21 protein-coding genes are annotated in these 21,299 nt (G+C 68.8%); 6 read left to right on the forward strand and 15 right to left on the reverse strand.

Annotated features, from left to right (window positions below; genetic code table 11):
- Window positions 1–30 precede the first annotated feature (30 nt).
- Window positions 31–1,110: a LacI family DNA-binding transcriptional regulator gene (locus ASE16_RS10190; RefSeq protein WP_235500502.1), complete on the reverse strand. Its 1,080-nt coding sequence runs from the start codon at window positions 1,108–1,110 to the stop codon at window positions 31–33.
- Window positions 1,111–1,367: 257 nt separating this feature from the next.
- On the opposite strand from ASE16_RS10190, the gene ASE16_RS10195 reads away from it, so the two are divergent.
- From ASE16_RS10195 to ASE16_RS10215, 5 genes are all read left to right on the forward strand, one after another.
- A complete protein-coding gene (locus ASE16_RS10195) occupies window positions 1,368–2,744 on the forward strand; it encodes an ABC transporter substrate-binding protein (protein WP_055894534.1) in 1,377 nt (458 codons plus the stop codon).
- Window positions 2,745–2,749: 5 nt separating this feature from the next.
- Window positions 2,750–3,673 carry a carbohydrate ABC transporter permease gene (locus tag ASE16_RS10200; RefSeq protein ID WP_200949610.1) on the forward strand — a complete coding sequence of 308 codons (924 nt, stop codon included), beginning with the start codon at window positions 2,750–2,752 and terminating at the stop codon, window positions 3,671–3,673.
- Entirely contained in the window at window positions 3,670–4,566 is an 897-nt protein-coding gene (locus ASE16_RS10205; protein WP_200949612.1) for a carbohydrate ABC transporter permease, read from the forward strand. Before ASE16_RS10200 ends, ASE16_RS10205 begins: the two co-directional genes overlap by 4 nt.
- Window positions 4,567–4,615: 49 nt before the next feature.
- Window positions 4,616–5,650, forward strand: coding sequence for a DUF2804 domain-containing protein (locus ASE16_RS10210; protein WP_055894536.1), 1,035 nt, complete (start codon window positions 4,616–4,618; stop codon window positions 5,648–5,650).
- Window positions 5,651–5,815: 165 nt separating this feature from the next.
- The gene (locus tag ASE16_RS10215; protein ID WP_157480292.1) at window positions 5,816–6,133 is read left to right on the forward strand and encodes a hypothetical protein; all 318 of its coding nucleotides are present in this window, start codon (window positions 5,816–5,818) and stop codon (window positions 6,131–6,133) included.
- Window positions 6,134–6,155: 22 nt separating this feature from the next.
- On the opposite strand, the gene ASE16_RS10220 is transcribed toward ASE16_RS10215, so the two are convergent.
- The 13 genes from ASE16_RS10220 to ASE16_RS10275 form a co-directional block, all read right to left on the reverse strand.
- Window positions 6,156–7,166, reverse strand: a complete 1,011-nt coding sequence (locus tag ASE16_RS10220; protein WP_055894541.1) for a DUF2804 domain-containing protein — start codon at window positions 7,164–7,166, stop codon at window positions 6,156–6,158.
- Window positions 7,141–8,961, reverse strand: a complete 1,821-nt coding sequence (locus ASE16_RS10225; protein WP_235500503.1) for a glycoside hydrolase family 2 protein — start codon at window positions 8,959–8,961, stop codon at window positions 7,141–7,143. The genes ASE16_RS10220 and ASE16_RS10225 overlap by 26 nt, the downstream gene beginning before the upstream one ends.
- Before the next feature lie 2 nt (window positions 8,962–8,963).
- Window positions 8,964–10,280 (reverse strand): MFS transporter, encoded by a 1,317-nt coding sequence (locus ASE16_RS10230; protein ID WP_055894544.1) that lies wholly within the window; start codon window positions 10,278–10,280, stop codon window positions 8,964–8,966.
- 105 nt (window positions 10,281–10,385) lie between these two features.
- Window positions 10,386–11,165, reverse strand: coding sequence for an SDR family oxidoreductase (locus ASE16_RS10235; RefSeq protein ID WP_055894546.1), 780 nt, complete (start codon window positions 11,163–11,165; stop codon window positions 10,386–10,388).
- Window positions 11,162–11,695, reverse strand: a complete 534-nt coding sequence (locus ASE16_RS10240) for a MarR family winged helix-turn-helix transcriptional regulator (RefSeq protein ID WP_055894549.1) — start codon at window positions 11,693–11,695, stop codon at window positions 11,162–11,164. Before ASE16_RS10240 ends, ASE16_RS10235 begins: the two co-directional genes overlap by 4 nt.
- Window positions 11,696–11,771: 76 nt before the next feature.
- Window positions 11,772–12,089, reverse strand: coding sequence for a hypothetical protein (locus ASE16_RS10245; protein ID WP_055894551.1), 318 nt, complete (start codon window positions 12,087–12,089; stop codon window positions 11,772–11,774).
- Between the two features lie 51 nt (window positions 12,090–12,140).
- A complete protein-coding gene (locus ASE16_RS10250; protein WP_055894554.1) occupies window positions 12,141–12,941 on the reverse strand; it encodes a class I SAM-dependent methyltransferase in 801 nt (266 codons plus the stop codon).
- Window positions 12,938–14,311: an MFS transporter gene (locus tag ASE16_RS10255; RefSeq protein ID WP_055894556.1), complete on the reverse strand. Its 1,374-nt coding sequence runs from the start codon at window positions 14,309–14,311 to the stop codon at window positions 12,938–12,940. Before ASE16_RS10255 ends, ASE16_RS10250 begins: the two co-directional genes overlap by 4 nt.
- A 75-nt stretch (window positions 14,312–14,386) precedes the next feature.
- Window positions 14,387–15,100: a response regulator transcription factor gene (locus ASE16_RS10260; protein ID WP_082581376.1), complete on the reverse strand. Its 714-nt coding sequence runs from the start codon at window positions 15,098–15,100 to the stop codon at window positions 14,387–14,389.
- Window positions 15,097–16,149, reverse strand: coding sequence for a sensor histidine kinase (locus ASE16_RS10265; protein ID WP_055894558.1), 1,053 nt, complete (start codon window positions 16,147–16,149; stop codon window positions 15,097–15,099). The genes ASE16_RS10260 and ASE16_RS10265 overlap by 4 nt, the downstream gene beginning before the upstream one ends.
- Before the next feature lie 31 nt (window positions 16,150–16,180).
- On the reverse strand, window positions 16,181–17,083 hold the full coding sequence (locus tag ASE16_RS10270; RefSeq protein WP_157480296.1) for a UbiA prenyltransferase family protein: 903 nt from the start codon (window positions 17,081–17,083) through the stop codon (window positions 16,181–16,183).
- 281 nt (window positions 17,084–17,364) lie between these two features.
- Window positions 17,365–17,682, reverse strand: a complete 318-nt coding sequence (locus tag ASE16_RS19980) for an ArsR/SmtB family transcription factor (protein ID WP_200949614.1) — start codon at window positions 17,680–17,682, stop codon at window positions 17,365–17,367.
- Window positions 17,683–17,688: 6 nt separating this feature from the next.
- Window positions 17,689–18,456 (reverse strand): DUF5937 family protein, encoded by a 768-nt coding sequence (locus ASE16_RS10275; protein ID WP_200949616.1) that lies wholly within the window; start codon window positions 18,454–18,456, stop codon window positions 17,689–17,691.
- A gap of 99 nt (window positions 18,457–18,555) precedes the next feature.
- On the opposite strand from ASE16_RS10275, the gene ASE16_RS19765 reads away from it, so the two are divergent.
- Window positions 18,556–18,792 carry a hypothetical protein gene (locus ASE16_RS19765; protein WP_157480298.1) on the forward strand — a complete coding sequence of 79 codons (237 nt, stop codon included), beginning with the start codon at window positions 18,556–18,558 and terminating at the stop codon, window positions 18,790–18,792.
- Between the two features lie 13 nt (window positions 18,793–18,805).
- Here ASE16_RS19765 and ASE16_RS10280 read toward each other — a convergent pair whose 3' ends face one another.
- The gene (locus tag ASE16_RS10280; RefSeq protein ID WP_055894563.1) at window positions 18,806–21,181 is read right to left on the reverse strand and encodes an ATP-binding cassette domain-containing protein; all 2,376 of its coding nucleotides are present in this window, start codon (window positions 21,179–21,181) and stop codon (window positions 18,806–18,808) included.
- Between the last annotated feature and the right edge of the window lie 118 nt (window positions 21,182–21,299).

A 21,299-nucleotide genomic window follows, 5' to 3' on the forward strand; every position in this document is an offset into this window, starting at 1 on the left:
CCTTGTCGTGTTGCAACGTGGAAATATTTGTCAGTCCGTGCGCGGCGACCCCGTCGACTCGCGTCTCACCAGGCTGTACGGGGCGTGATCGGTGCGCGGTTCGGCATCCGGCTCGTCAAGGCGTCGCAGCATCGCGACGATCGCCAGCCGCGCGATCTCGTGCAGGTCGGGGGAGATGGTCGTGAGCGACGGAGCGGAGAACGCGGCCTCCGCCGTGTTGTCCCAGCCGACCACCGCGACGTCGTCCGGCACCCGGATGCCCGCCTCGCGGAACGCGCGGAGCGCACCGATGGCGAGGAGGTCGTTCGCGCAGACCAGGCCGTCGAGCCCGTCCATCCGTTCGATCAGCTCCGTGGTGCGCTCGTAGCCCTCTTCGCGCGAGTAGTCGCCGTCCGGACTCGACTGATCCCAGCGCGAGACCGTGACGATGTGCGCGGGGTCGGCCGTCAGCCCCTCCTCGTCCAGTGCGTTCTGGAAGCCCCGGATGCGCAGGTCGGCGGGAGCGGCGCCGATCGTTCCCACCTTCACGTCTCCCAGGAAGCCGAGCGTGCGCCGCCCGCTCTCGATCAGGCACCGGGTGGCGTCGTAGCTCGACCGGACGTTGTCGACCACCACGCTGTCGATCCGAGTGCTGCGGAACCGCTCGCCGAGCAGCACCAGCGGCGTCGCTCCCCGTTCGGCCTCGAAGCGCTCCAGGTCGATCGTCAGCGGGCTGAACAGGATGCCGTCGGTGAGGATCGTGCGGAACCCCGCGGCCACGCGAAGCTCCCGCTCCAGGAGTCCCCTGGTCTCGTCGATCACCACGTCGTAGCCGAACTGCTCAGCCTCCGTCACGACGGCGTGGGCGAGCTGGGCGAAGTACGGATGCGAGACGAACGGCACAGAGAGCGTGAGCAGCTTGCTCCTGCCGCTGCGGAGCTGCCGCGCCGCCAGCTGGGGCCGGTAGCCGATCTCGGCGATGGCCGCCTCGACCTTGGTGCGCGTCGCTTCGCTGATGTATTTGTGCCCGTTGACCACGTTCGAGACCGTGCGGTACGAGACGCCCGCGAGAGCCGCGACGTCTTTGATCGTCGGCGCTCCCGTGCGTCGCCCCGGTGGTTGCTCGTCCATGCTGGTCACGGTGACATCGTAGTGAAGGCAAATCTTGCAACGTTGACCTATCGGCTTATTTCCACGTTGCAATATTCTGCGAACTCTGCTTGAGTGTCCCTGCGAGCAGCTCCGCACGACCCCAGGCGGAGGCTGTCCGGCAATCACCATTCCGGCCGGAAACCCGTATCGCACGCGCCATAGAGGCACCCCCTCCTCGACGCGCACCGCGGAAGCCCGACCCCGAACATCCAATCAACGACGAGGAGATGATCTGTATGACAGCAGGCACCAAGCGGCGACCGAAACGGTTGCTGGCGGTCGCAGGCGCGGCAGCGCTCAGCCTGATCGCGCTCACCGCGTGCACCGGCACCGGATCGAGCGACAAGCCCGCGGCGGTCGACGGCGGCGGCATCGGCACGGCGAAGAAGCACGTGAAGATCACGATGATGTCGAACGACGCGTTCGCCCAGCAGTGGCAGGACCAGCTGGTCCCGGAGTTCAACAAGGAGTTCCCGTACATCGACGTCACCATCGACGCCGTCCCGTACACGGAACTGCTCGCCAAGGGGCTGCTGAACGGCACCGACCCCGACCCGCAGTACGACCTGATCACGCTGGACGACCCGTGGACGCCGCAGCTCGCCAACGCCGGTGTGCTGATGGACCTCAAGAACGACGCCAAGCAGTGGACGGACAAGGGATACGACTGGGCCGACTTCAACGCGGCGCCGCTCGCATCCAGCGAGTGGGACGGCAAGCAGTACGGCGTCCCGCTGCGCTCCAACATGCTGCTGATGTTCTACAACAAGGCCCTGTACGCCAAGGCAGGCCTTGCAGAGCCAACCCCTGAGCTCACCTGGGACCAGTACCTGAAGGAGGCCCCGTCGCTGGTGCAGGACACCGACGGCGACGGCAAGGTCGACTCCTGGGCCGTCGGCCTCACCTGGATGCGCGGGGTACTCTCTCCGCCGGTCTGGCAGGCCGTCCTCAACTCCAACGGCGGCGCGCTGTTCGACAAGGACATGAAGCCGACGTTCGACACCAAGGCGGGCATCGCGGCACTGCAGACGCAGGTCGACCTGCTCAAGTACGCGCCTCCCGGAGCGACGAACTACAACTACACAGAGCCACTGGATGCGTTCCGCCAGGGCAAGGTCGCCTCCATCTTCACCTGGGGCAGCGCATACAAGAGCGCAGCGGTCGACCCGGCCGTCACCACGCTGACGCCCGACCAGGTCGGCATCCAGACGATGCCGGCAGGATCGGACGGCGCGAGCACGCACCGCGGCATCTGGAGCGGTTCGGTCTTCAAGAACTCCGCGCATCCGGAGGCCGCCTGGACCTTCCTGCAGTGGATGACGTCGAAGAAGGGCGAGGTCTGGACGACCAACACCCTCGGCTCGTTCCCCGCCCGCAAGTCGACCCTGGCCAGCACCCCGAGCCAGGCGTGGCTTGCGCCGGTCTTCACGACGATCCAGAGCGCGTACGACGTGGCGGACAAGGGTCAGATGTGGCGGCCCCGCAGCCCGGAGTCGAACGCGATCCAGGAGATCCTCGCCGACCAGACGAGTGCGGCCGTCCAAGGACAGACGTCCGCGAAGGACGCGCTCGCGAAGGCCACCGATCAGATCAATGAACTGCTGAAGAAGTAAGGAACATGACAGTCGAACTCACGAGACGGCGTGTGGACCGCGCCCGTCGCGTCTCGCGGACGCGGGACATCTTCAGCAGATGGACGTTCATGCTCCCGGCAACGGTGCTCCTCGCCGCTGTCCTCGCATACCCATTGCTCTACACGCTGCAGATCAGCTTCTCGAAGTTCGACCTGGCGACGTTCTCACCGACGGAATGGGTCGGTCTCGAGAACTACACGGCCGCGCTGAAGAACGAGACGTTCCAGAACTCCCTGGTCGTCACCGGCATCTACCTGGTGCTCGCTCTTCCCCTGCAGATCGTGCTCGGTTTCGGGATCGCCTACCTGATGAACGCCGAGTGGAGAGGGCGCGGCGTCGTCCGCGCCCTCTTCCTCATCCCGATGGTCGTGGCCCCTGTGGTCTCCGGCGGGATCTGGAAGATGATCCTCGACCCGCTCTGGGGCGTCGTCGGCTGGTTCCTCGGCCTGTTCGGCATCCCGGCGATCGACTGGTTCGGCAGCGCGAGCATGTCGATGATCAGCGTCGTCATCATCGACACCTGGCGGTCCGTGCCGTTCGTCGCGCTGATCGCGGCTGCCGCGCTGCTCGCCCTGCCGAAGGACGTGTTCGAGGCGGCAAAAGTGGACGGGGCGAACTGGTGGCAGACGCTCTGGTCGGTGAGCCTCCCCATGCTCGGGCCGATCATCGCCGCGACGTTCGTGGTGCGCTGGCTGGGCGCAGTGAAGATGTTCGACATCATCCTCGCGACCACCAACGGGGGACCGGGGGAGGCGACGAACGTCGTCAACCTCTTCATCTACCAGCAGGCGTTCCGATTGCTCAAGTTCAGCGAGTCGTCGGCGATGGCGGTGATCGTGCTCGTCATCACGATGATCCTCACCTTCGTGTTCCTTCTGGGCAGTAAGAAATTGGAGGACAGGCTGTGACCGTCACCGCCAGGGAGCGCACCCGCGACTCCGACACTGCGCAGGAACCCCGCGCATCCCTGACCGGCAAGCGCCGCCGCGGCGAACGCGCGCGCATCTGGTCGGGCGTGATCATCTGCATCCTGTTCCTGCTCCCGCTGGTCTGGATGCTCCTCACCTCGTTCAAACAGCAGCGCGACATCTTCACCACACCGCCGACGTTCTTCTTCGACCCCACGCTCAACCAATACGTGCAGGCGTTCATCCAGGGCGGACTCGGCCCGAAGATGATCAACACGATCATCGTCGCAGGTGGCGCGGGCATCCTCTCGCTGGTCGCGGGAGCGATGGCCGGCTATGCGCTGTCGCGGCTGAAGATCAAGGGCGCGGCCACCATCGGCGTGCTGATCCTCGCCTCCCGCGGCGTGCCGCCGATCGCCCTCGCCGTCCCGATGTTCCTCGTCGCCCGCACGCTCGGGATCACCGACACGCACATCACCCTGATCCTCGCGTACTGCTCGTTCGTCATCCCGTACGTGATGTGGCTGATGCGGGGCTTCTTCCTCGCACTGCCGAAGGACCTGGAGGAGTCGGCGATGATCGACGGCTGCTCCCGGATGGGCGCGTTCTTCCGGATCATCGTGCCGATCTCGGCGCCAGGACTCATCTCCACCTTCATCTTCAGCATCATCCTCGCCTGGGAGGAGCTGCTCTTCGCGCTGGTGCTGACCAACCGCAAGGCGACCACCCTGCCCGTCGCCATCGCCGGGATGGCGGGCGACACAGAGCACGGCGCGAACTGGGGCGCCCTCTCCGCAGCGGGGATGCTCACCGTCGTGCCCGTCGTGATCCTCGCCCTGCTCGTGCAGAAGTGGCTGATCCGCGGCCTCGCGGACGGCGCGACCAAGGGGTGAGCCCCGTGCGACCCACACCGACCATCCACACACAGAAAGGCCAGAACGAGTGAGGCTTCCTCTCAAACCGGTCGCCCAGGGCGGCGAGCGCATCGCCGAGCGCGAGATCACCGAGACGACGGAGCTGTGTCTCCCATCGGGAAAGCTCAACCCTGCCGCGGTCGGCTGGACCCGCACGGCGCTGCACAGGACCGGCCTCGCCGGGTGGGGCCGCAACAAGCGCTTCGAATACTGGTCGATCGTCACGCCGACGTCGATCGTGACGATGAACATCTCGCACCACGACTACCGGGCGAACGTGTCCGTCACCTACCTCGACAGAGCGACCTACGGCGAGATCGTGCAGGGCGGCAACACCTGGCTGCCCGGCCACGGCGGGATGCGAGACGAGACCAACCGCGAGCCGATGGAGTCGAGCCGCAAAGACGTGCTCGTCCGGATGACGCCGCGCGGAGTCAACACCGTGCTGCACGCGGAGTCGCCGCGCATCTCGGTGGACCTGCGCATCATCGGCGAGCCGGATCACGAGTCGATGGGCGTCGTGGTGCCGTGGAGCGAACGCGCGTTCCAGTACACGAAGAAGGACAACTGCCTGCGCGCGCAGGGGGTGGTGATCGTCGACGGCGTCACCCACCGCATCGAACCGGACGAGTCGTACGCGGTGCACGACCGCGGGCGCGGCCGCTGGCCGTACTTCACGTTCTGGAACTGGGGCGCTGGGAACGGCCTGAGCGCAGACGGCAGGGAGATCGGCCTGCAGTTCGGCGGCAAGTGGACGGACGGCACCCCCTCCACGGAGAACTGGCTGCGCGTCGACGGCCGCCTGCACAAGATCAGCTCGCACCTCGACTGGCGGTACGACCCCACCCAGTGGCTACGGCCGTGGACGCTCACCGGCCCAGGCGTCGAGGTCACCTTCACCCCGGAGCACCACACCAGGCACCTGTTCGACCGGTGGATCGTGAAGAGCAGAGGCGACACCTGCTTCGGCCACTACGCGGGCAGGATCACGCTGGAATCCGGCGAGGTCGTGGAGTTCGCGAACGTCTTCGGCCACGTCGAAGAGGTCGAACGCCGCTGGTGACCAGACCACCGGCCACCCGGCCGGCACAGACCGCTCCGGACGCCACTGCGGAGGTCCACTGACGCAGCCGGAGCAGAGCGGGACGCCGTACCGATATGCGGCGCCCCGCTCACCCCCTCGAATCGCACATTTCGAACCGCACATCCCTTGATCGGAGACAGCACCATGTCAGTGAAGACCACGCGCCAGACTCCCGCTGTGCTCCGCGTGAGCGAGAGCGCGCTCGCCGTCGCCCCTCCCCGCTCCGGCGACGACAGGGGTGGATGCTCGGCCTGGTTGAGCGGCCCTGCCGGCTCCGGCACCGCGCGCATCCTGCACCTGGAGGGCGACGCCCCGCATCCCGACCTGATCGTGGTCGACTACCCCGGCGCATACAGCAGGTCCTGGGTGCTGCACAGCGTCGTCGGCGAGCTCGCCGTCTTCACGCTGCTCGCGGAAGCGCCGACCTCGTTCCCCTCCAGGTCGCACGCGCTCGCCGGATGACGGCGGTCGGTGTCGGCCGAGCTCACCAGCGGTTGCGGACGTCCTCCGCCCAGCCGAGCAGCGCATCCACCCGGATGCGCCCCTCCGTGGTGTCGACCCAGCCGGAGTAGTGCCCGAAGCACTGGTGACCGCGGCTGCCGAAGACGACCAGCTCCGTCGAGCTGGTGTGATCCCAGAACGGGACGAAGGTCAGGTCGACGCCCGTGCCGTGGATGTGCCACGGGGCGAGCCAGTCGCGCTCGTCGTAGTCCCAGCCGAGTTCTTCGCTGATCTTGTGGAGCGTTCCGTCGACCAGCACGCCGTTCTCGGTCGAGCCCGTGCCGTCCGTCCACCTCCCGCCGAGCTGCAAGCCGATCGTGCGACCGTCGACGGTTCCCGACGCAGCTCCCCAGTTCCACTGCATCCGGTACGGCCAGCGCCCGCGTCCGTGGTCGAGGACGGCCCAGCTCTCGCCGACCGGCAGCTCGACGCGGTCGCCGGCCAGCTCCAGCCAGCCGACGGAGGGGCGGGCGACGTCCTTGACCGTGTACTGGAACCGCTTCTGCGACCACGGGACCACCACGGCGAGCACCTCGTGACCGTCGGGCCGCTCGGCGGTGATGTCGAAGGCGACATCCGCGGACCGCCCGCGCAGCCGGGTGCCGCCCGCGCTTTCGTCGATGTCGATCGAGAGCGATCGGGTGCGGGCTCGCGCCGGCCCGGCGCCGAGACGGGCTGCCAGTGTCGCGCTCCCGCTCAGCGGTGCGACGGCTCCGCGCTCGACCGTCCTGCCCGACCGGATGTCGTGGATCATGATGCCGTGCACCGAGGCGTAGTCGAGCGACGAGACGGTCAGCGAGACGATGTGGGTCGGCGTGGTGACCGCCCAGTACTCCCATCGCTTGTTCCTGCCCCAGCTCGTGGGGCCGCCGATGCCGGACGTATCGTGCAGCGGGGTCCTGCTCCAGCCGACCGCATCCGGATTCAGTCGTCCGCTCGGCAGGCAGAGGGCGACCTCCTCCGTGAGCTCACGCTCGACGATCCTGCGACCCATCGCGGACTCCTTCCTGATGCGGTGTGCGCGGCTGCGCGACCAGCGCGAACCGCTCGGCGAGCTCGCGGTTGACCGCGCGCACGGTGGCGGCGTCGGCCTTGACGACCGTGCGGTCGGCGGTGAGGAGGCCGTTCAACTCGTCCTCCACGTCGGCGAGCTGGGTGTATACGATCCCGGACAGGCCGGCACCGATGGCCGGAAGCACCTCGTCCCTGTGCAGTGCGGCGAACGCCGCGCTGAACGCCTCGCGGGAGGCGAGCTTGCGATAGCCGAACTCTCGGGAGCTGAACGCGTGACCGGAGAGCCGGAGGCTGTAGCCGCCGTACTCGGACACGACGACGGCCCTGCCGTCCCTGCCCCAGCCGCGACGGGGACGGATCCGCCGGAAGTAGACGTGCAGACTGCGCAGGTCGCCTCCGCCCTGATCGTGCCAGCCGCTCGCGTGGTCGATCACCCTGTCCTGATCGAGCGATCGGATGCGCCGCACGGCGTCCAGCGCGTCGAACTGTCCCCAGCCCTCGTTGAACGGGACCCAGACCACGACGCTCGGGACGTTCTTCAGCAGCAGCACGGTCTGATCGAGCTCTGCACGGAACTCGTCGCGTCCCTCGGCGTCCTGGCGGCCGAACGCGCGGTGCCGCCTGTCGTCCAGCCGCACGGGAAGCAGCACCGGGGCGGTGATGACAGCCGGGTTGTATGCGCGGCCGCCGTTGACCATGTCCTGCCAGACGAGCATCCCGAGCCTGTCGCAGTGGTGGTACCAGCGCAGCGACTCCACCTTGATGTGCTTGCGCAGCATCGTGAAGCCGAGCTCCTTCATGCTGCGGATGTCGTGGATCAGCGCCTCGTCGGATGGCGCGGTCAGCAGACCGTCCGGCCAGTATCCCTGGTCGAGCACACCGGCGTGGAAGTACGGGCGGCCGTTGAGGTGGAGGCGCGGCTGCCCCGCGCTGTCGCGCTCGACGCTCACCGACCGCATCCCGACGTAGCTGGTCACGCGGTCGGCGCCGAGCCGCACATCGATGTCGTAGAGGTACGGGTCTTCCGGGCTCCACGGGCGCACATCGTCGATGCGCAGGGCGATCGGCGAGCCGGTGCGGCCCCTGCCGCTCGCCACCGGCTCCCCGTCGGCGCTCAGCACGACCGTCGCCTCGGCGTCCTCGCTCCCTGCCACGACGATCTCGACCGTGCGCTCGGCGAGCAACGGCCGGAGGTCGAGGCGCTGGATGTGCAGCCGCGGCACGGCCTCGAGCCACACCGTCTGCCAGATTCCGGACTGGGCGGTGTACCAGATCCCTCCACGGCGGATGGCCTGCTTGCCGCGGGAGCGGTGGCCGGTGTCGCTGACGTCGACCACGTCGACGGTGAGCACGTGCTCCGCTCCGTCCGCCAGTGCGGCCGGGAGCTCGAGGCTGAACGGCAGGAAGCCCCCGGAGTGGCTGCCGACCTGCTCGCCGTCCAGATAGACCACGCAGTCCTGGTCGACGGCGCCGAAGTGCAGCAGCACGCGACCGTCGTTGGCGTCGTCGACGAATCCGTCCGGCAGGCGCAGGGTGCGCCGGTACCAGAGGTGCTGCCCTGGAAGAAGCTGCCTGCCAACGCCGGAGAGTGCGGCCTCCGGCGAGAACGGAACCAGGATCTCGCCGTCCCAGTCCCGGGGATGCGCGGAGCTGCCGGTGATCGCGTACTCCCACAGGCCGTTGAGGTTGAGGTAGCTGTTGCGGACGAGCTGCGGCCTTGGGTACTCCTGCAGCACGGCGTCCTGGTCGATGGTGTCCGCCCACGGCGTCCTCATGCTCACGAGCGGACCGCCCTGGCGCGCAGGACGACGAGCACGGGCACGAGGACGAGCACGGCTGCTGCGGCGATGAAGATCTCCGGTCCGGGCACGGGCTGGACGACGCCGAGGGATGTGTAGGTGTTCGCCGCCCCCGAGATCACGGCGGCCCCGAGGAACGGCCCGACGATCATCGGGATCATGACCGCGAGGATCATCCGGACGCCCTGCACCGCCCCCGCGCGATCGGCCGGGGTGTGGTCGCGGGTCATCGCGGACACCGTCGCGAGCGACGCCATCATGCCCGCCATCATGACGGTCGCGGACGCGATCACCGCGGGCAGCTCGCGCGCGAAGGTCATCGCGACGAGCCCGGCCGCGAACACGGCGACCGCCGGCAGCAGGAAGCGAGTCTTGCCGATCCTGTCCATCACCCGGCCGCCCAGGATGCTCAGCACCGACGCCAGGATCAGCACGATCCCGAGGGCGAGCGCGTACGACTCGATGCGGAGGTAGCGCTGCAGGTAGATGATCACGTACGGCAGGAACACCTGCGTGCTCGTGCCGATGACCGTCCAGATGGCGAGCGTGAGATAGAGCGCCGGCTGCCGCCTGATCGTGCTCGGGCGGAGGCCGTGCAGCACGGCGGTGAGGATGCCGTCGGTGCGTGCGGGGACGCCGCGGTCTCTGATCAGGAACCACGACGCAGCTCCGGTCAGGATCGTGACGATGCCGACGACGCCGAAGAACAGCTTCCAGTCGCCGGCGCGGGTGAGGCCGTCGAGCAGGCCGAACACCAGCAGCATCGCGATCAGCGGAAGCACCGCGAGCACGCCGTCGACGCGTCCGCGATTGCCTGGATCGGTGGAGTCGGTCACCCACGCGGTGAAGGCGGCGTCGTTGGCGCCGGAGCCGAACGCGCTCATCACGCAGTCGAGCAGCACGATCGCGACGATCGCCCCGATCAGCGCGGCGCCGGTCGGAGCAGCTGCCCCCGCCGGTGCGCCGACGAAGCCGAAGCCGGCCGTGCAGACGCCCCACGCGACGTAGCCGAACGCGATGATCGCGCGGCGGCGGCCCATCCTGTCCGACCAGGCGCCGACGAGGAGGGTCGCGATCGTCGCGGCGATCGCGCTGGCGCTCACCAGGATCGCGATGACGTTCGGGTCAGGCGAGATGGTGTCGTACACGTACACATTGAGGTACATGTTCTCGACCGTCCACGCGAGCTGTCCGACCAGCCCGACGACGACGAGCGCCAGCCAGGTGCGGCCGCCGATGGCGGTGCGGGTCGAGCGGGTGGTGGCCGGGGCTGCGGGTTCGGTTCGTGGACCCATCACATCCTCATCATCGAGAGTTGCAACGTGGAAATAGTGATCTGACAATAGCAACAAAAACGGCCGCGAGAGGACAGAGTCCCCTCGCGGCCGTCCGGGATCAGGTCACCAGGTGCTGTCTCCGCGCACGGTCACGTCGTAGCCGCCGTCGACGAACACCACCTGTCCGCACAGGTGCGAGTTCTCCTCGCCGGCCAGCCAGGCCAGGAGCTTGGCGGCGACCTCGGCGTCGAACGGGCCGTTCAGTGGCATCGGCACCTGCTCGTTGAGGCGCGCCCGCCCTTCTGCGGTGGCGACGAGCTCCGCGGTCATCGGCGTCAGGACGACGCCGGGGGCGATCGCGTTGAGTGGGATGCTCGCGCCTGCCCACTCCGGCGTCGCCGCGTTTCTGCGCAGCCACCGCGCGAGCGCCCGCTTGCTGGAGGAGTAGATCTGGTGGGCGGTCGAAGGGGACTCGGCGAGCTCGGCCGCACGCGCGAGCGCGTCCTGCTCTGCGCCATCCAGCAGGAGTTCGACCAGCTTCTCGTCGTGGTCCTGCAGCGATGCCATCGACGCAACCGCGACGGCCCGCGGGGCAGTGGATGCGGTCAGCAGTGGGCGCAGCCCCTCCAGCGTCGCGATGGCTCCGTAGTAGTTCACGGCCGCCGTGACCGGGATGCCGGCGCTGAGGCCGGCGACGGCGAGCACGCCGTCGAGGACGCCGCCGGACAGCTCGGTCGCCTGCTCGACCAGGGTTGCGCGGCCCTCGGCGGTGGACAGGTCGGCGGAGATGTCCGTGCCGCGCAGGTCGGCGCCGATGACGCGTTCGCCGCGGGAGCGGAGGAGTTCTGCTGTCGCTTTGCCGATGCCGCTCGCGGCTCCGGTGACGAGGTAGGTGCGGGTCATGATTCTGCTTTCTCTGGTCGGTCGGGGGTGTGCTGCGGAGCAGCGGAGACGCGCGACGCGTGCGCGACGGCGTCGTCTCGGAAGCGGTGCAGGAAGCGATCGAAGTCGGCGCGGTCCCGCTCCGGCCACGCTCGGAGCAGGTCGGCCATCATCGCATCCCCTGCCGCGACGAGCGCTGCCGCCGTCTCCGTCCCGGTGGTCGAGAGCCGCAGGAGCGTCGCCCGGGAGTCCTCCGGGTCCTGCCGCTTCTCGATCAGCCCGTGCGTGCCGAGCCGCGCGGTCAGCTTGGAGATGGCGGATGCTCCGACGTGCAGCCGGGAGGCGAGGGTCGACGCGCGCTGCTCGCCGTCGCGCGCGAGCATCGTGACGGCGACGATGGCGGTCGTGTCGAGGTCGACGCCGACCCCGGTGGCCAGGCCGCGGATGAACGCACCGGACGACCAGAGCGAGAAGACCTCGAGCAGTGCGGCGAGCTGGCCGGAGCGATAGGGGAGGCCGGGGGTGTCGTCTGGGACCTCATCCACAGTCATGTCGCCGCCTTTCGGAGATACTGTCCTGAAGACAGTATATGCCCGCGCGGAAGGGCGGGGCGTCCAGGCCGTCGAATCAGACCAGCGTCTCGACCCGGATGAGGTCGGTGCGCGCGATCACGGTGCGGTGCACGTCTGCCAGCGCCACCCGCTCCGGATCGGTCAGGTAAGACTGCAGCGCGGCGTCGTCCGGCAGGTGGATGACCTGCACCTCCAGCGGGGCCCCATCATCCCCTCCGCTCTCGCCTCCACGATCCGACGCGGCGCGACGGACCCGGCTGACCACCCGCCCTCCGTGCTTCGGCACGAGCGCGAGAACGGTGTCTTCGTAGCGGGTGAGGGCGTCGTCGTTGCCGTCGGTCGCCCAGAGCAGGACGCAGAGTTCGAGAGCCATCGGCACAGGATATCGGCACAGGATATCGGTGTCGGGTGCGGGCGGAGCCGGTCAGGCGAGGATCGCCGTCGTCAGCGTGGCGACGAGAGGGCGGGTCACTCTGCCGTCGAACGCGTCCACGATCAGTGTCTCGACGTCGTCGAGCAGTCCCTCCCGCTGCTCGGACGGCATCAGGCGCGTGCCGGAGTAGCTGAGCATGAGCTTGCGGTAGTCGGCAGCGCTGTAGGTCTGGTTCCAGTCGTAGCGGCGCACCTCCACGCGATCGAAGCGGCGGTCGGAGGCGATGGCGCTCCGGATGGGCGGATCGGCGTCCTCTCTGGTCGGCGCCGGCGGGCCGGTGTGCCCCTGCCCGTATCTGTCGTACAGCGGCTGGGCGGCGGCGAAGAACCCCCGGTCGTCTTGCGACGCCACCTGGATGAGGTCGACGACGGCCAGCACGCCTCCGTTCCGCAGCAGCAGCGCCGGCCGGTCGAGCTGCGCGCCGAGCGAGATCCAGTGGTACGCCGTGGCCGAGAACACGGCGTCGACCGACCGGGCGGGCAGGGGCAGGCGCTCGAAATCGCCGACGCTCACGCTCAGCAGCTCCGATGGCAGCTTCGATCGCAGGACGGCGGCCAGCGCCGGACCGAGCTCGACGGCGTGCACGGTCGCTCCCCGCGCCAGCAGGTCGGTCGTCGCCTGTCCTGTGCCCGGGCCGACCTCCAGGATGTCCGGCGCCGGGGGCAGCAGCGCGAACAGCGCGTCGAACAGCGCGGCGGGGTAGGACGGGCGCACCTCGTCGTACACCTCGGCCGCCGCGTCGAAGGCGAGGCGCCCTGCCCGGTCGCCGCTCGTGTCGCCCGCCCGGCTCACGTCGCCGCACCGGGGAGCGCCGGATCGGCGCCTCGGTACTCCTTCGACAGCATCCGGTACGACCTGGTGAGGAACGCCCCCACCCCGAGCAGTACCATCAGCAGCCCGGACACCAGGAACACGAATGCGATGCCGCGTGCGTCGCCCTCCCCGAGTAGCCAGCCCCAGGTGGCCTGACCGGCGTCACTCGCCAGGTACGGGATGATGACGAACTGCGCGATGGGCGCGATGAGGAACGCCGTGATCGGCGCTGCTGCGGACTCCAGCGCCTGGGCGAATCCGAAGACGCGACCCTGGCGCCGGAAGGTCACGACCTTCTGGATGACCGTCTGCTCCGCGGCCTCCACCGCCGGGATCATCGTCATGTACAGCCAGATGCCGAGCACGTACAGCCACCACCACTCGCGGATGGTGAACAGGGCGCCGAGCACGCCCATCCCGATCACGAGCATCAGCATCGTGCGGATCGGGTTCCTGCCCAGCCCGAACTTCGCGATGACGAGACCGCCGATGATGAACCCCGTCGACGAGATGGCCAGCACGATCCCCCACAGCTCCACCTGGAACAGCTCGAGCCCGTACGGGTCCATCAACGCCAGGTACACGCCGCCGATCAGGTTGTTGAAGGTGGAGAAGATGATGAGGGCGAACAGGCCGGGCGCGCTGCGGATCGCGCTGATGCTCCCGCGCAGGTCCATGCCGGGTGCCTTCTCGCCGTCGCCGTGCGGCGCATCCTCCGGGATGCGCAGGAACAGCAGGTGGAAGAGGGCCAGCCCGGTGAAGGTGATGGCGATGACGAGCGTCCAGCCCATTCCGAGCATCCCGATCGCCAGCCCGCTGAACACACTGGTCACGATGAACGCGAGGCCCAGCACCGTGCCGACCAGGCCGTTCGCGTTGGCGTGCCGCTCCACAGGGATGAGCAGGGTGACGGTGGTGGACAGAGCGATGTTCCGCATGTTCTCGATCACCGAACCGAACAGCACGATGCCGGCGAACACCCAGAACATCGGCCCGGCGATGTCGAGGAGCGCCGACTCGGGGAACAGCAGGTAGAAGACTCCGGCGATGCAGAACGACACCAGCGTGACGGCGCTCGCGACGAGCATCACCGCGTGCTTGCGGTAGCGGTCGACGATCGACCCGAACAGGATCGAGAACACGGCGACGAGCAGCATGTACGCTCCGCCGACGATGCCCGTCGCGAGCACCGAGTGCGTCTCGAGGTAGACCCAGAACGTCAGAGCGAACCAGAGGAAGCTGGTGGTCACGTTGGCGATCATCGTGTTGACCAGCACCTGCAGGAACGTGCGGGTACCGCCCGCGGGTGGGGCGGACGTGGCTTGCGCGGCAGTCGACGGCTCCGCCATGCAGACGAGGCTACGGGATGCGCGCGCCCCTGTCACGGGTCGGCCGCGGGCGCGGGTGCCGGCGCGACAGGAGGCTCAGCTTCGCGGCGTGCCCGGCTCAGGTGCGCGGGTCTCGGATGCGCGGGCCTCGGGTGCGCGGGTCTCCTGGGCGCTGGTCTCCTGCGCGTACGGCCCGGAGGCGTCGAGCAGCCCGAGCCGCGCGGCTTTCCTGACGGCGTCGATGCGGGAGGTGGCGCCGAGCTTCACGTACATGTTGGTGGTGTGCCGTTTGACCGTGCCCTCCGCGATGTGGAGCTGGACGCTGATGTCGCGGTTCGTGTACGCCTGGGCGATCATCCGGAGCACGTCGAGCTCTCGGCTGGTGAGGATGGTGGGGGCGGCCGCCTCCGTGTCCGGGGCGGCCGGGCGCGTCGTGGCCGGCGCCGGGGTGGCGCCGGCCACGATCATCGACAGGTCGTCTCCGTTGACCTTCTTGGTGACGTAGTGGCTCGCCCCCGCGCGCAGCAGCTGGCGTTCGAGGGCGACGTCGTTGTGCATGGTGAGGACGACGATCGCGATCTCCGGATGGTCGCGGCGGACGCGCGTGATCGTCTGCTCCGCGGGGATGCCTGGCAGCTCGACGTCGAGGAGGAGGACGTCGGGGGAGGTCTCCGCGACGAGCCGGAGGGCGTCGTAGCTGGTGCCGCCCTCGCCGACGATGTCGAAGGCGCTCTCCAACAGGGCGCGGATGCCCTGTCGGAACAGGCTGTGGTCGTCGATGATGACGATGCTGCGACGCTCTGCCGTCATACGCCGGCCTCCTGGATGGGGATGCTCAGTTCGACGTGGGTGCCGACGCCGGGGCCTGGGTCGATGGTGAGGTCTGCCCCGATGAGCTCGGCGCGCTCCTGGGCCGCGATCAGCCCGAGCGCGCCGGAGCGGATCCTGTCGTGCTCGAAGCCGTGCCCGTCGTCGCGGACGGAGAGGCGCACGCTGCCTGGCTGCCAGCTGGAGCTCACGGTGATCGTGCCGGCCCCTGAGTGTCGTCGCGCGTTGTGGATGGCCTCCCTGACGATGATGAACGCCTCCTCCTGCGTTCCCGTGGTGAGCCTGAACGGCATCCCGTCCAGCTCCACGATCACCCGGGGACCTGCGTCGTCGAGGTCGGCCACGTAGTCGTTGAGTGCTTCGTCGAGGCGTTTGTCCCCGACGAAGTGCCGCAGGTCCCTGGCGATCGCGCGGGTCTCGTCCAGCGCTGCGTCGAACAGCGCCATCCCGTCGGCGAGCCGCACCTGCGCATCCGTGCCTGCCGGGTCCGCGAGTCCGCTGAGGTCGACGCGCTGCATCCCCGCCGCGATGCTGTGGGCGACGCGGTCGTGCAGCTCGCGGGAGATGCCGAGTCGTTCCTCGCTGTGCGCGACGGCGAGCCGTTCCAGCAGAACGTTCACGTAGGCGACGGAGGCGGGGATGACGTTGCCCATGATCGACGCGTTGAGCGCTCGCGCGATGTCGTCGTGTCCGAGCCGGTCGCCCGTGGCCTTCACGAGGACGCCGAGGCCGACATCGAACAGCAGCGTCGCCGCTTTCAGGCTGTCGACCGGATGCACGTTCTGCCTCGCCCGGTGCTCGCCCACCTCAGCGCCGCGCGACGCCTGCTTCGGCTCCGCAGCGGCGCTGAGCCCGAGGGTGGCGAGCGTCTGGCCGAGGATGTGCTCGATCTGCGCCACGAACTCCGCCTCGATGTACGGGTCGGAGACCAGTGCGCTGTCCACGGAGCGGAGGGCGGCGACCGTCTGTTCGATGATCGCGGCGCTGGCGTCTGCGAGCTGGTGGTCGTGGTCGGAGGTGCTGGTAGTCATTGGTGGCTTTTCTATCACGGGGTCGTCTCGTTCACGGGGTGGCCGCGAACCCGATGGCGAGCAGGTTGACCGTGTACTGGGACACCATGAACGCCCGGTACGGTCGTCGTCTGGAGCGCCTGTCCGTGCCCGTTCGCCTGAGCGAGAGGGCGCAGACGACGACGGCGCACGGGCCGAGGGCGACGAGCGAGAGCAGCACGGGATACAGGACGGCAGCGAGGACGGCCGCAACGCCGATCGTCGCCGAGCCCACCGCGACGACGCGTCGCGCAGAGCGATCCCCGATGACGATCGGCAGGGTGCGTCGTCCGGCGATCCTGTCCCCGATGGCGTCGCCGAAGTCTTTCGCGTGCCCGACCACGGCGATCCAGAGCGCCATGACGATGGCGAACACCGGCACGGCGGGCGCGATCGTCCCGTGGAACGCCTCCGCCCCTGCCAGGTAGGTGAGCAGACCGCCCGCCGCGGCGACGGTGAGGGCGGGCACAGCCCATCGTTTCGCTGCGTGCGCACCGAGCGAGTACGCGAATCCGAGCGACAGCATCATCACCACGAGCAGCACGAAGACCACGCTGATGCGAACGGCGATGCTGACGGACGCAGCGGTGAGTACCACGCACCACGACACCGCGGCGTGCTCGGTCAGCACTCCGGAGGCGAGCGGACGGTGCGACCCGTTCGCCCGGTCTCCTGCGATGTCGCTGATGCCGTTCACCAGGTACACGGCCCACACGGCCAGGAACCAGGATGTGGCCCCTGCGATCGCTTTGACGACGGCGATCTCTCCGCTGAACGCGAGCATTCCGCCCACCAGAAACCGCAGGTTGAAGACCCAGAGCACGACGGGCCGTGCTTCGGTGTACGACCACCGGAGGGTACGCAGAAAGCCAAGAGGCCCGCCCGGCGATGCGCGAGCCCCGAGAGTTCGGGTCACCCGCTCATCATGCGTAGCCTCGCGTCCGAAGCACGATGCCCAGGACTACGACCAAAGTCACATCTTTTGCCGCCAACGGGGCCAGAGATGCGACCAAAGTGCCATATCCGCCGTAGAAGGAGGCTCCTACGGTCTAAGGGAGTGACTTATTCGGCTTCGTCACTCAGGCACCGATGGCGTACGTCTCGGGTGGCGCACGCGCGTCGCGCCTTATGGGGGGAGCGGTCAGACACTGGGTGAATACACCCGGTGTCTGACCGGGGGCGCACCGGCCGAATCGGTCACCGCAGCAGTGCGTCGATCATGTCCCTGCCGAGCCGTGCGGCCGTGACGATGTCGAACGCGTAGACGACGTATCGACCGTTTCTCGTCGTCGTCAGGAAGCCGGCGTCTTTCAGGATCGCGAGGTGGCGAGACACCTCCGGGGCGCTGAGGCCCCACGCCTCTGCCAGGTCGGCCGTCGTATGCGGCCCGCGGATCAGGCTGCGCGCGAGCCGGAGCCTGACCGGGTTGTCGAGCGCGCGCAGCCGCTGCGCGATGGCGTCGACCGTGGCAGCCGCCCCCGGCGTCTGGCCGGCGGCGAACGGGTACTGGATCACCGGCTTCTAGCCGGGGGCGTGCACCACGAGCAGGTGCGGGTGGCCGAGCGCGCTGGGCAGGAAGGTGATGCCGCGCTCGTCCGCCGTCGTCGCATTGTCCTGCAGCTTGTCGACCACGATGCGCGTCTCGTCGTCGTCGACCGACACCGCAGGCGACACGGAGCCGAGCATCCGTCGCAGTCCTGAGGTGGCGAGCACGTCCTTCTTGAGGCGTGCGTCTGAGGCGAGCCGGGGGAGGAGCTGGGTCCAGGCCTCTGCGAAGAACGCGGCGTTGCAGTCCTCGAGCAGGCGGCGCACGCGGGCGCGTGCAAAGGGCGGATCGTCGAGCACGACATCGACGAAGCCGATCTGCCGCTGGCCGCGCGCGATGGCGCGCTCCCTGGCGAGGTCTCGCGCTGCCGGGTCCACCAGCGGCGATCCGAGCTCGCGGAACAGGGGCACCGTGCCGCAGCTGCTGGTGAGGAGGGCTGCGGACACCCAGGTCTCGTCGTCGAGCGCGTCGACCGCGTCCAGTTCCTCGGCCAGCGTCGCGCCCGGCTCCGACGGCAGGAGCATGTCTGCGCGGGATGTCCGCCACAGGTAGTCGGCGTCGATGAGTCTGTCCAGGAGGTCCGGTTCGATCGCCCCGGTCACCGAAGCGACCCATCCACTGTGGGCAGGGTGGTGCGTCGGCTCGACGAGCAGGTGGATGGCGGACCCCAGTTCGGCGAGCGGCGACGGCGCGATCCGGAATTGCTCGGTCTGCACTCTGCTCACATCGATGGACACGCTCATGGCATCATCCTTGCGCGGCAGGGCGGGCGGCGCACTGTCGATTGACGATTTCCGTCAATCGGCGCGCAGGCGCAGAGGGACCTGCGTCATCGTGGCGGTATGACGATCAGACCAGCCGGATTCCCCGCTCGCACCCCGACCGCGCTTCCTGCCTGGTGCACTGCGATCCTGCACCGGATGCGGCACCGCGGCAGCAGCGGACGTCGTGGCGCCGGACATGACGGCGCCGGACGAGACGGCGCCGGACGTTCCGGGCGAGCCGCCAGGCTGGCGGAGCGCCTGGACCGCGCAGAGGCCGTCCGCGCCGAGGCAGAGCGGCGCAGGATGTGGCTCTGACCTCGCTGGGCGCTCAGGCCCCCACGTACGCCGCCAGATGCTCGCCCGTCAGCGTCGACCGCGCAGCCACCAGCTCCGCAGGCGTCCCCTCGAACACCACGCGCCCGCCGTCGTGCCCCGCGCCGGGGCCGAGGTCGATGATCCAGTCAGCGTGGGCCATCACGGCCTGGTGGTGCTCGACCACGATCACCGACTTGCCGGCGTCGACCAGCCGGTCGAGCAGGCCGAGGAGCTGCTCGACGTCGGCCAGGTGCAGGCCGGTGGTCGGCTCGTCGAGCACATAGACGCCACCCTGCTCGGAGAGGTGGGTCGCCAGCTTCAGGCGCTGCCGCTCCCCGCCGGAGAGGGTGGTGAGCGGCTGACCGAGGCTCAGGTAGCCGAGTCCCACATCCGCGAGCCTGCTCAGGATGCTGTGGGCGGCCGGCGTCTTGGCGTCGCCGCTGCCGAAGAACTTCTCCGCCTCGATCACCGACATGGCCAGCACTTCGCTGATGTCGCGGCCGCCCAGGTGGTAGTCGAGCACGGACGCCTGGAACCGCTTGCCCTCGCACACCTCGCAGACGGTGGAGACGCCCGCCATGATGCCGAGGTCGGTGTAGATGACGCCTGCGCCGTTGCAGTTCGGGCACGCGCCCTCGGAGTTCGAGCTGAACAGGGCGGGCTTGACCCCGTTGGCCTTGGCGAACGCCTTGCGGATCGGGTCGAGCAGGCCGGTGTACGTGGCGGGGTTGCTGCGGCGGGAGCCCCGGATGGCCGCCTGGTCGATGGACACGACGCCCTCACTGGCCGGGATCGAGCCGTGCACCAGCGAGCTCTTGCCGGAGCCCGCGACCCCGGTGACGACCACGAGCATCCCCAGGGGGATGTCGACGTCCACGTCGCGCAGGTTGTGCGCGTTCGCTCCGCGGATCGAGAGCATGCCCGTCGAACTGCGCACCGTCTCCTTGAGGGTGGCGCGGTCGTCCAGGTGGTGCCCGGTGAGCGTGTCGCTCGCGCGCAGCCCGTCGAGGGTGCCCTCGAAGGTGATGGCGCCGCCGTCCGTTCCCGCCCGCGGCCCGAGGTCGACCACGTGGTCGGCGATGGCGATCATCTCCGGCTTGTGCTCGACCACCAGCACCGTATTGCCTTTGTCGCGCAGGCGCAGCAGCAGCTCGTTCATCCGCTGGATGTCGTGCGGGTGCAGCCCGATGGTCGGCTCGTCGAACACGTATGTCACGTCGGTGAGCGACGAGCCGAGGTGGCGGATGATCTTGGTGCGCTGCGCCTCGCCGCCGGACAGCGTACCGGCGGGGCGGTCGAGCGACAGGTAGCCGAGGCCGATCTCCACGAACGACTGGAGCGTCTCGCGCAGCGCGGCCAGCAGGGGAGCGACCGACGGCTCGTCGAGCCCGTTCACCCAGTCGGCGAGGTCGCTGATCTGCATCGCGCACGCGTCCGCGATGCTGACCCCGCCGATCGTCGACGACCTGGCGGCCTCGCTGAGCCGGGTCCCTCCGCAGTCCGGGCAGGTGGTGAAGGTGACGGCGCGATCCACGAACGCGCGGATGTGCGGCTGCATCGCCTCCCTGTCCTTCGACAGCATCGACTTCTGCACGCGGGGCACGAGCCCTTCGTATGTGAGGTTCATGTCGCCGATCTTGACCTTGGTCGGCTCGTGGTAGAGGAAGTCCTGCAGTTCCTTCTTCGTGTATTCGCGGATGGGCTTGTCAGCGTCGAGGAAGCCGGAGCTGGCGTAGATCCGCACGTTCCAGCCGTCCGCCGTGTATCCGGGGATGGTCAGGGCGCCGTCCGCGAGCGACTTGGAGTCGTCGTAGAGCTGGCTGAGGTCGATGTCGTTGACGCTCCCCATCCCCTCGCAGCGCGGGCACATCCCGCCGGTGATGGAGAAGCTCCTGCGCTCCTTGGTCGTGTTCCCTCCGCGCTCGAGCGTGATGGCTCCCGCGCCGGACACGGACGCGACATTGAACGAGAACGCCTGCGGCGACCCGATGTACGGCTGCCCCAGCCTGCTGAACAGGATGCGCAGCATCGCGTTGACGTCGGTCGCCGTCCCGACCGTCGACCTGGCATTGGCGCCCATCCGCTCCTGGTCGACGATGATCGCCGTGGTCAGGCCGTCCAGCACATCCACATCCGGCCGGGCGAGCGTCGGCATGAAGCCCTGCACGAACGCGCTGTACGTCTCGTTGATCATCCGCTGCGACTCGGCCGCGATGGTCCCGAACACGAGCGAGCTCTTGCCGGAGCCCGAGACACCGGTGAACACCGTCAGCCGCCGCTTCGGGATCTCGACGCTCACGTCTTTGAGGTTGTTCACGCGTGCGCCCTGCACGAGGATCACGTCATGGCTGTCCGCCTGGTGGGTGGTGGTCGGCGCGTCGGTGCTCATGGTGCGATCTCCATCTTTCTGGCTGTGCGCATCATCCTAGGGGCCGCAGGAATACTCGCATTCATCGGTTCGACGAGATACCAGTACCGGTCGCGAACCGCCCGGGATGCGCGGAAGT

It is taken from the genome of Leifsonia sp. Root227 (assembly GCF_001428745.1).
Taxonomy (GTDB): domain Bacteria; phylum Actinomycetota; class Actinomycetes; order Actinomycetales; family Microbacteriaceae; genus Leifsonia.

What these genes read in the sequence shown, in the direction of transcription:
- ASE16_RS10190 (WP_235500502.1), bottom strand. Translation starts at nt 1,110, where the DNA reads ATGGACGAGCAACCACCGGGGCGACGCACGGGAGCGCCGACGATCAAA.
- ASE16_RS10195 (WP_055894534.1), top strand. Translation starts at nt 1,368, where the DNA reads ATGACAGCAGGCACCAAGCGGCGACCGAAACGGTTGCTGGCGGTCGCA.
- ASE16_RS10200 (WP_200949610.1), top strand. Translation starts at nt 2,750, where the DNA reads ATGACAGTCGAACTCACGAGACGGCGTGTGGACCGCGCCCGTCGCGTC.
- ASE16_RS10215 (WP_157480292.1), top strand. Translation starts at nt 5,816, where the DNA reads ATGTCAGTGAAGACCACGCGCCAGACTCCCGCTGTGCTCCGCGTGAGC.
- ASE16_RS10220 (WP_055894541.1), bottom strand. Translation starts at nt 7,166, where the DNA reads ATGGGTCGCAGGATCGTCGAGCGTGAGCTCACGGAGGAGGTCGCCCTC.
- ASE16_RS10225 (WP_235500503.1), bottom strand. Translation starts at nt 8,961, where the DNA reads ATGAGGACGCCGTGGGCGGACACCATCGACCAGGACGCCGTGCTGCAG.
- ASE16_RS10230 (WP_055894544.1), bottom strand. Translation starts at nt 10,280, where the DNA reads ATGGGTCCACGAACCGAACCCGCAGCCCCGGCCACCACCCGCTCGACC.
- ASE16_RS10235 (WP_055894546.1), bottom strand. Translation starts at nt 11,165, where the DNA reads ATGACCCGCACCTACCTCGTCACCGGAGCCGCGAGCGGCATCGGCAAA.
- ASE16_RS10240 (WP_055894549.1), bottom strand. Translation starts at nt 11,695, where the DNA reads ATGACTGTGGATGAGGTCCCAGACGACACCCCCGGCCTCCCCTATCGC.
- ASE16_RS10245 (WP_055894551.1), bottom strand. Translation starts at nt 12,089, where the DNA reads ATGGCTCTCGAACTCTGCGTCCTGCTCTGGGCGACCGACGGCAACGAC.
- ASE16_RS10255 (WP_055894556.1), bottom strand. Translation starts at nt 14,311, where the DNA reads ATGGCGGAGCCGTCGACTGCCGCGCAAGCCACGTCCGCCCCACCCGCG.
- ASE16_RS10260 (WP_082581376.1), bottom strand. Translation starts at nt 15,100, where the DNA reads ATGACGGCAGAGCGTCGCAGCATCGTCATCATCGACGACCACAGCCTG.
- ASE16_RS10265 (WP_055894558.1), bottom strand. Translation starts at nt 16,149, where the DNA reads ATGACTACCAGCACCTCCGACCACGACCACCAGCTCGCAGACGCCAGC.
- ASE16_RS10275 (WP_200949616.1), bottom strand. Translation starts at nt 18,456, where the DNA reads ATGAGCGTGTCCATCGATGTGAGCAGAGTGCAGACCGAGCAATTCCGG.
- ASE16_RS19765 (WP_157480298.1), top strand. Translation starts at nt 18,556, where the DNA reads ATGACGATCAGACCAGCCGGATTCCCCGCTCGCACCCCGACCGCGCTT.
- ASE16_RS10280 (WP_055894563.1), bottom strand. Translation starts at nt 21,181, where the DNA reads ATGAGCACCGACGCGCCGACCACCACCCACCAGGCGGACAGCCATGAC.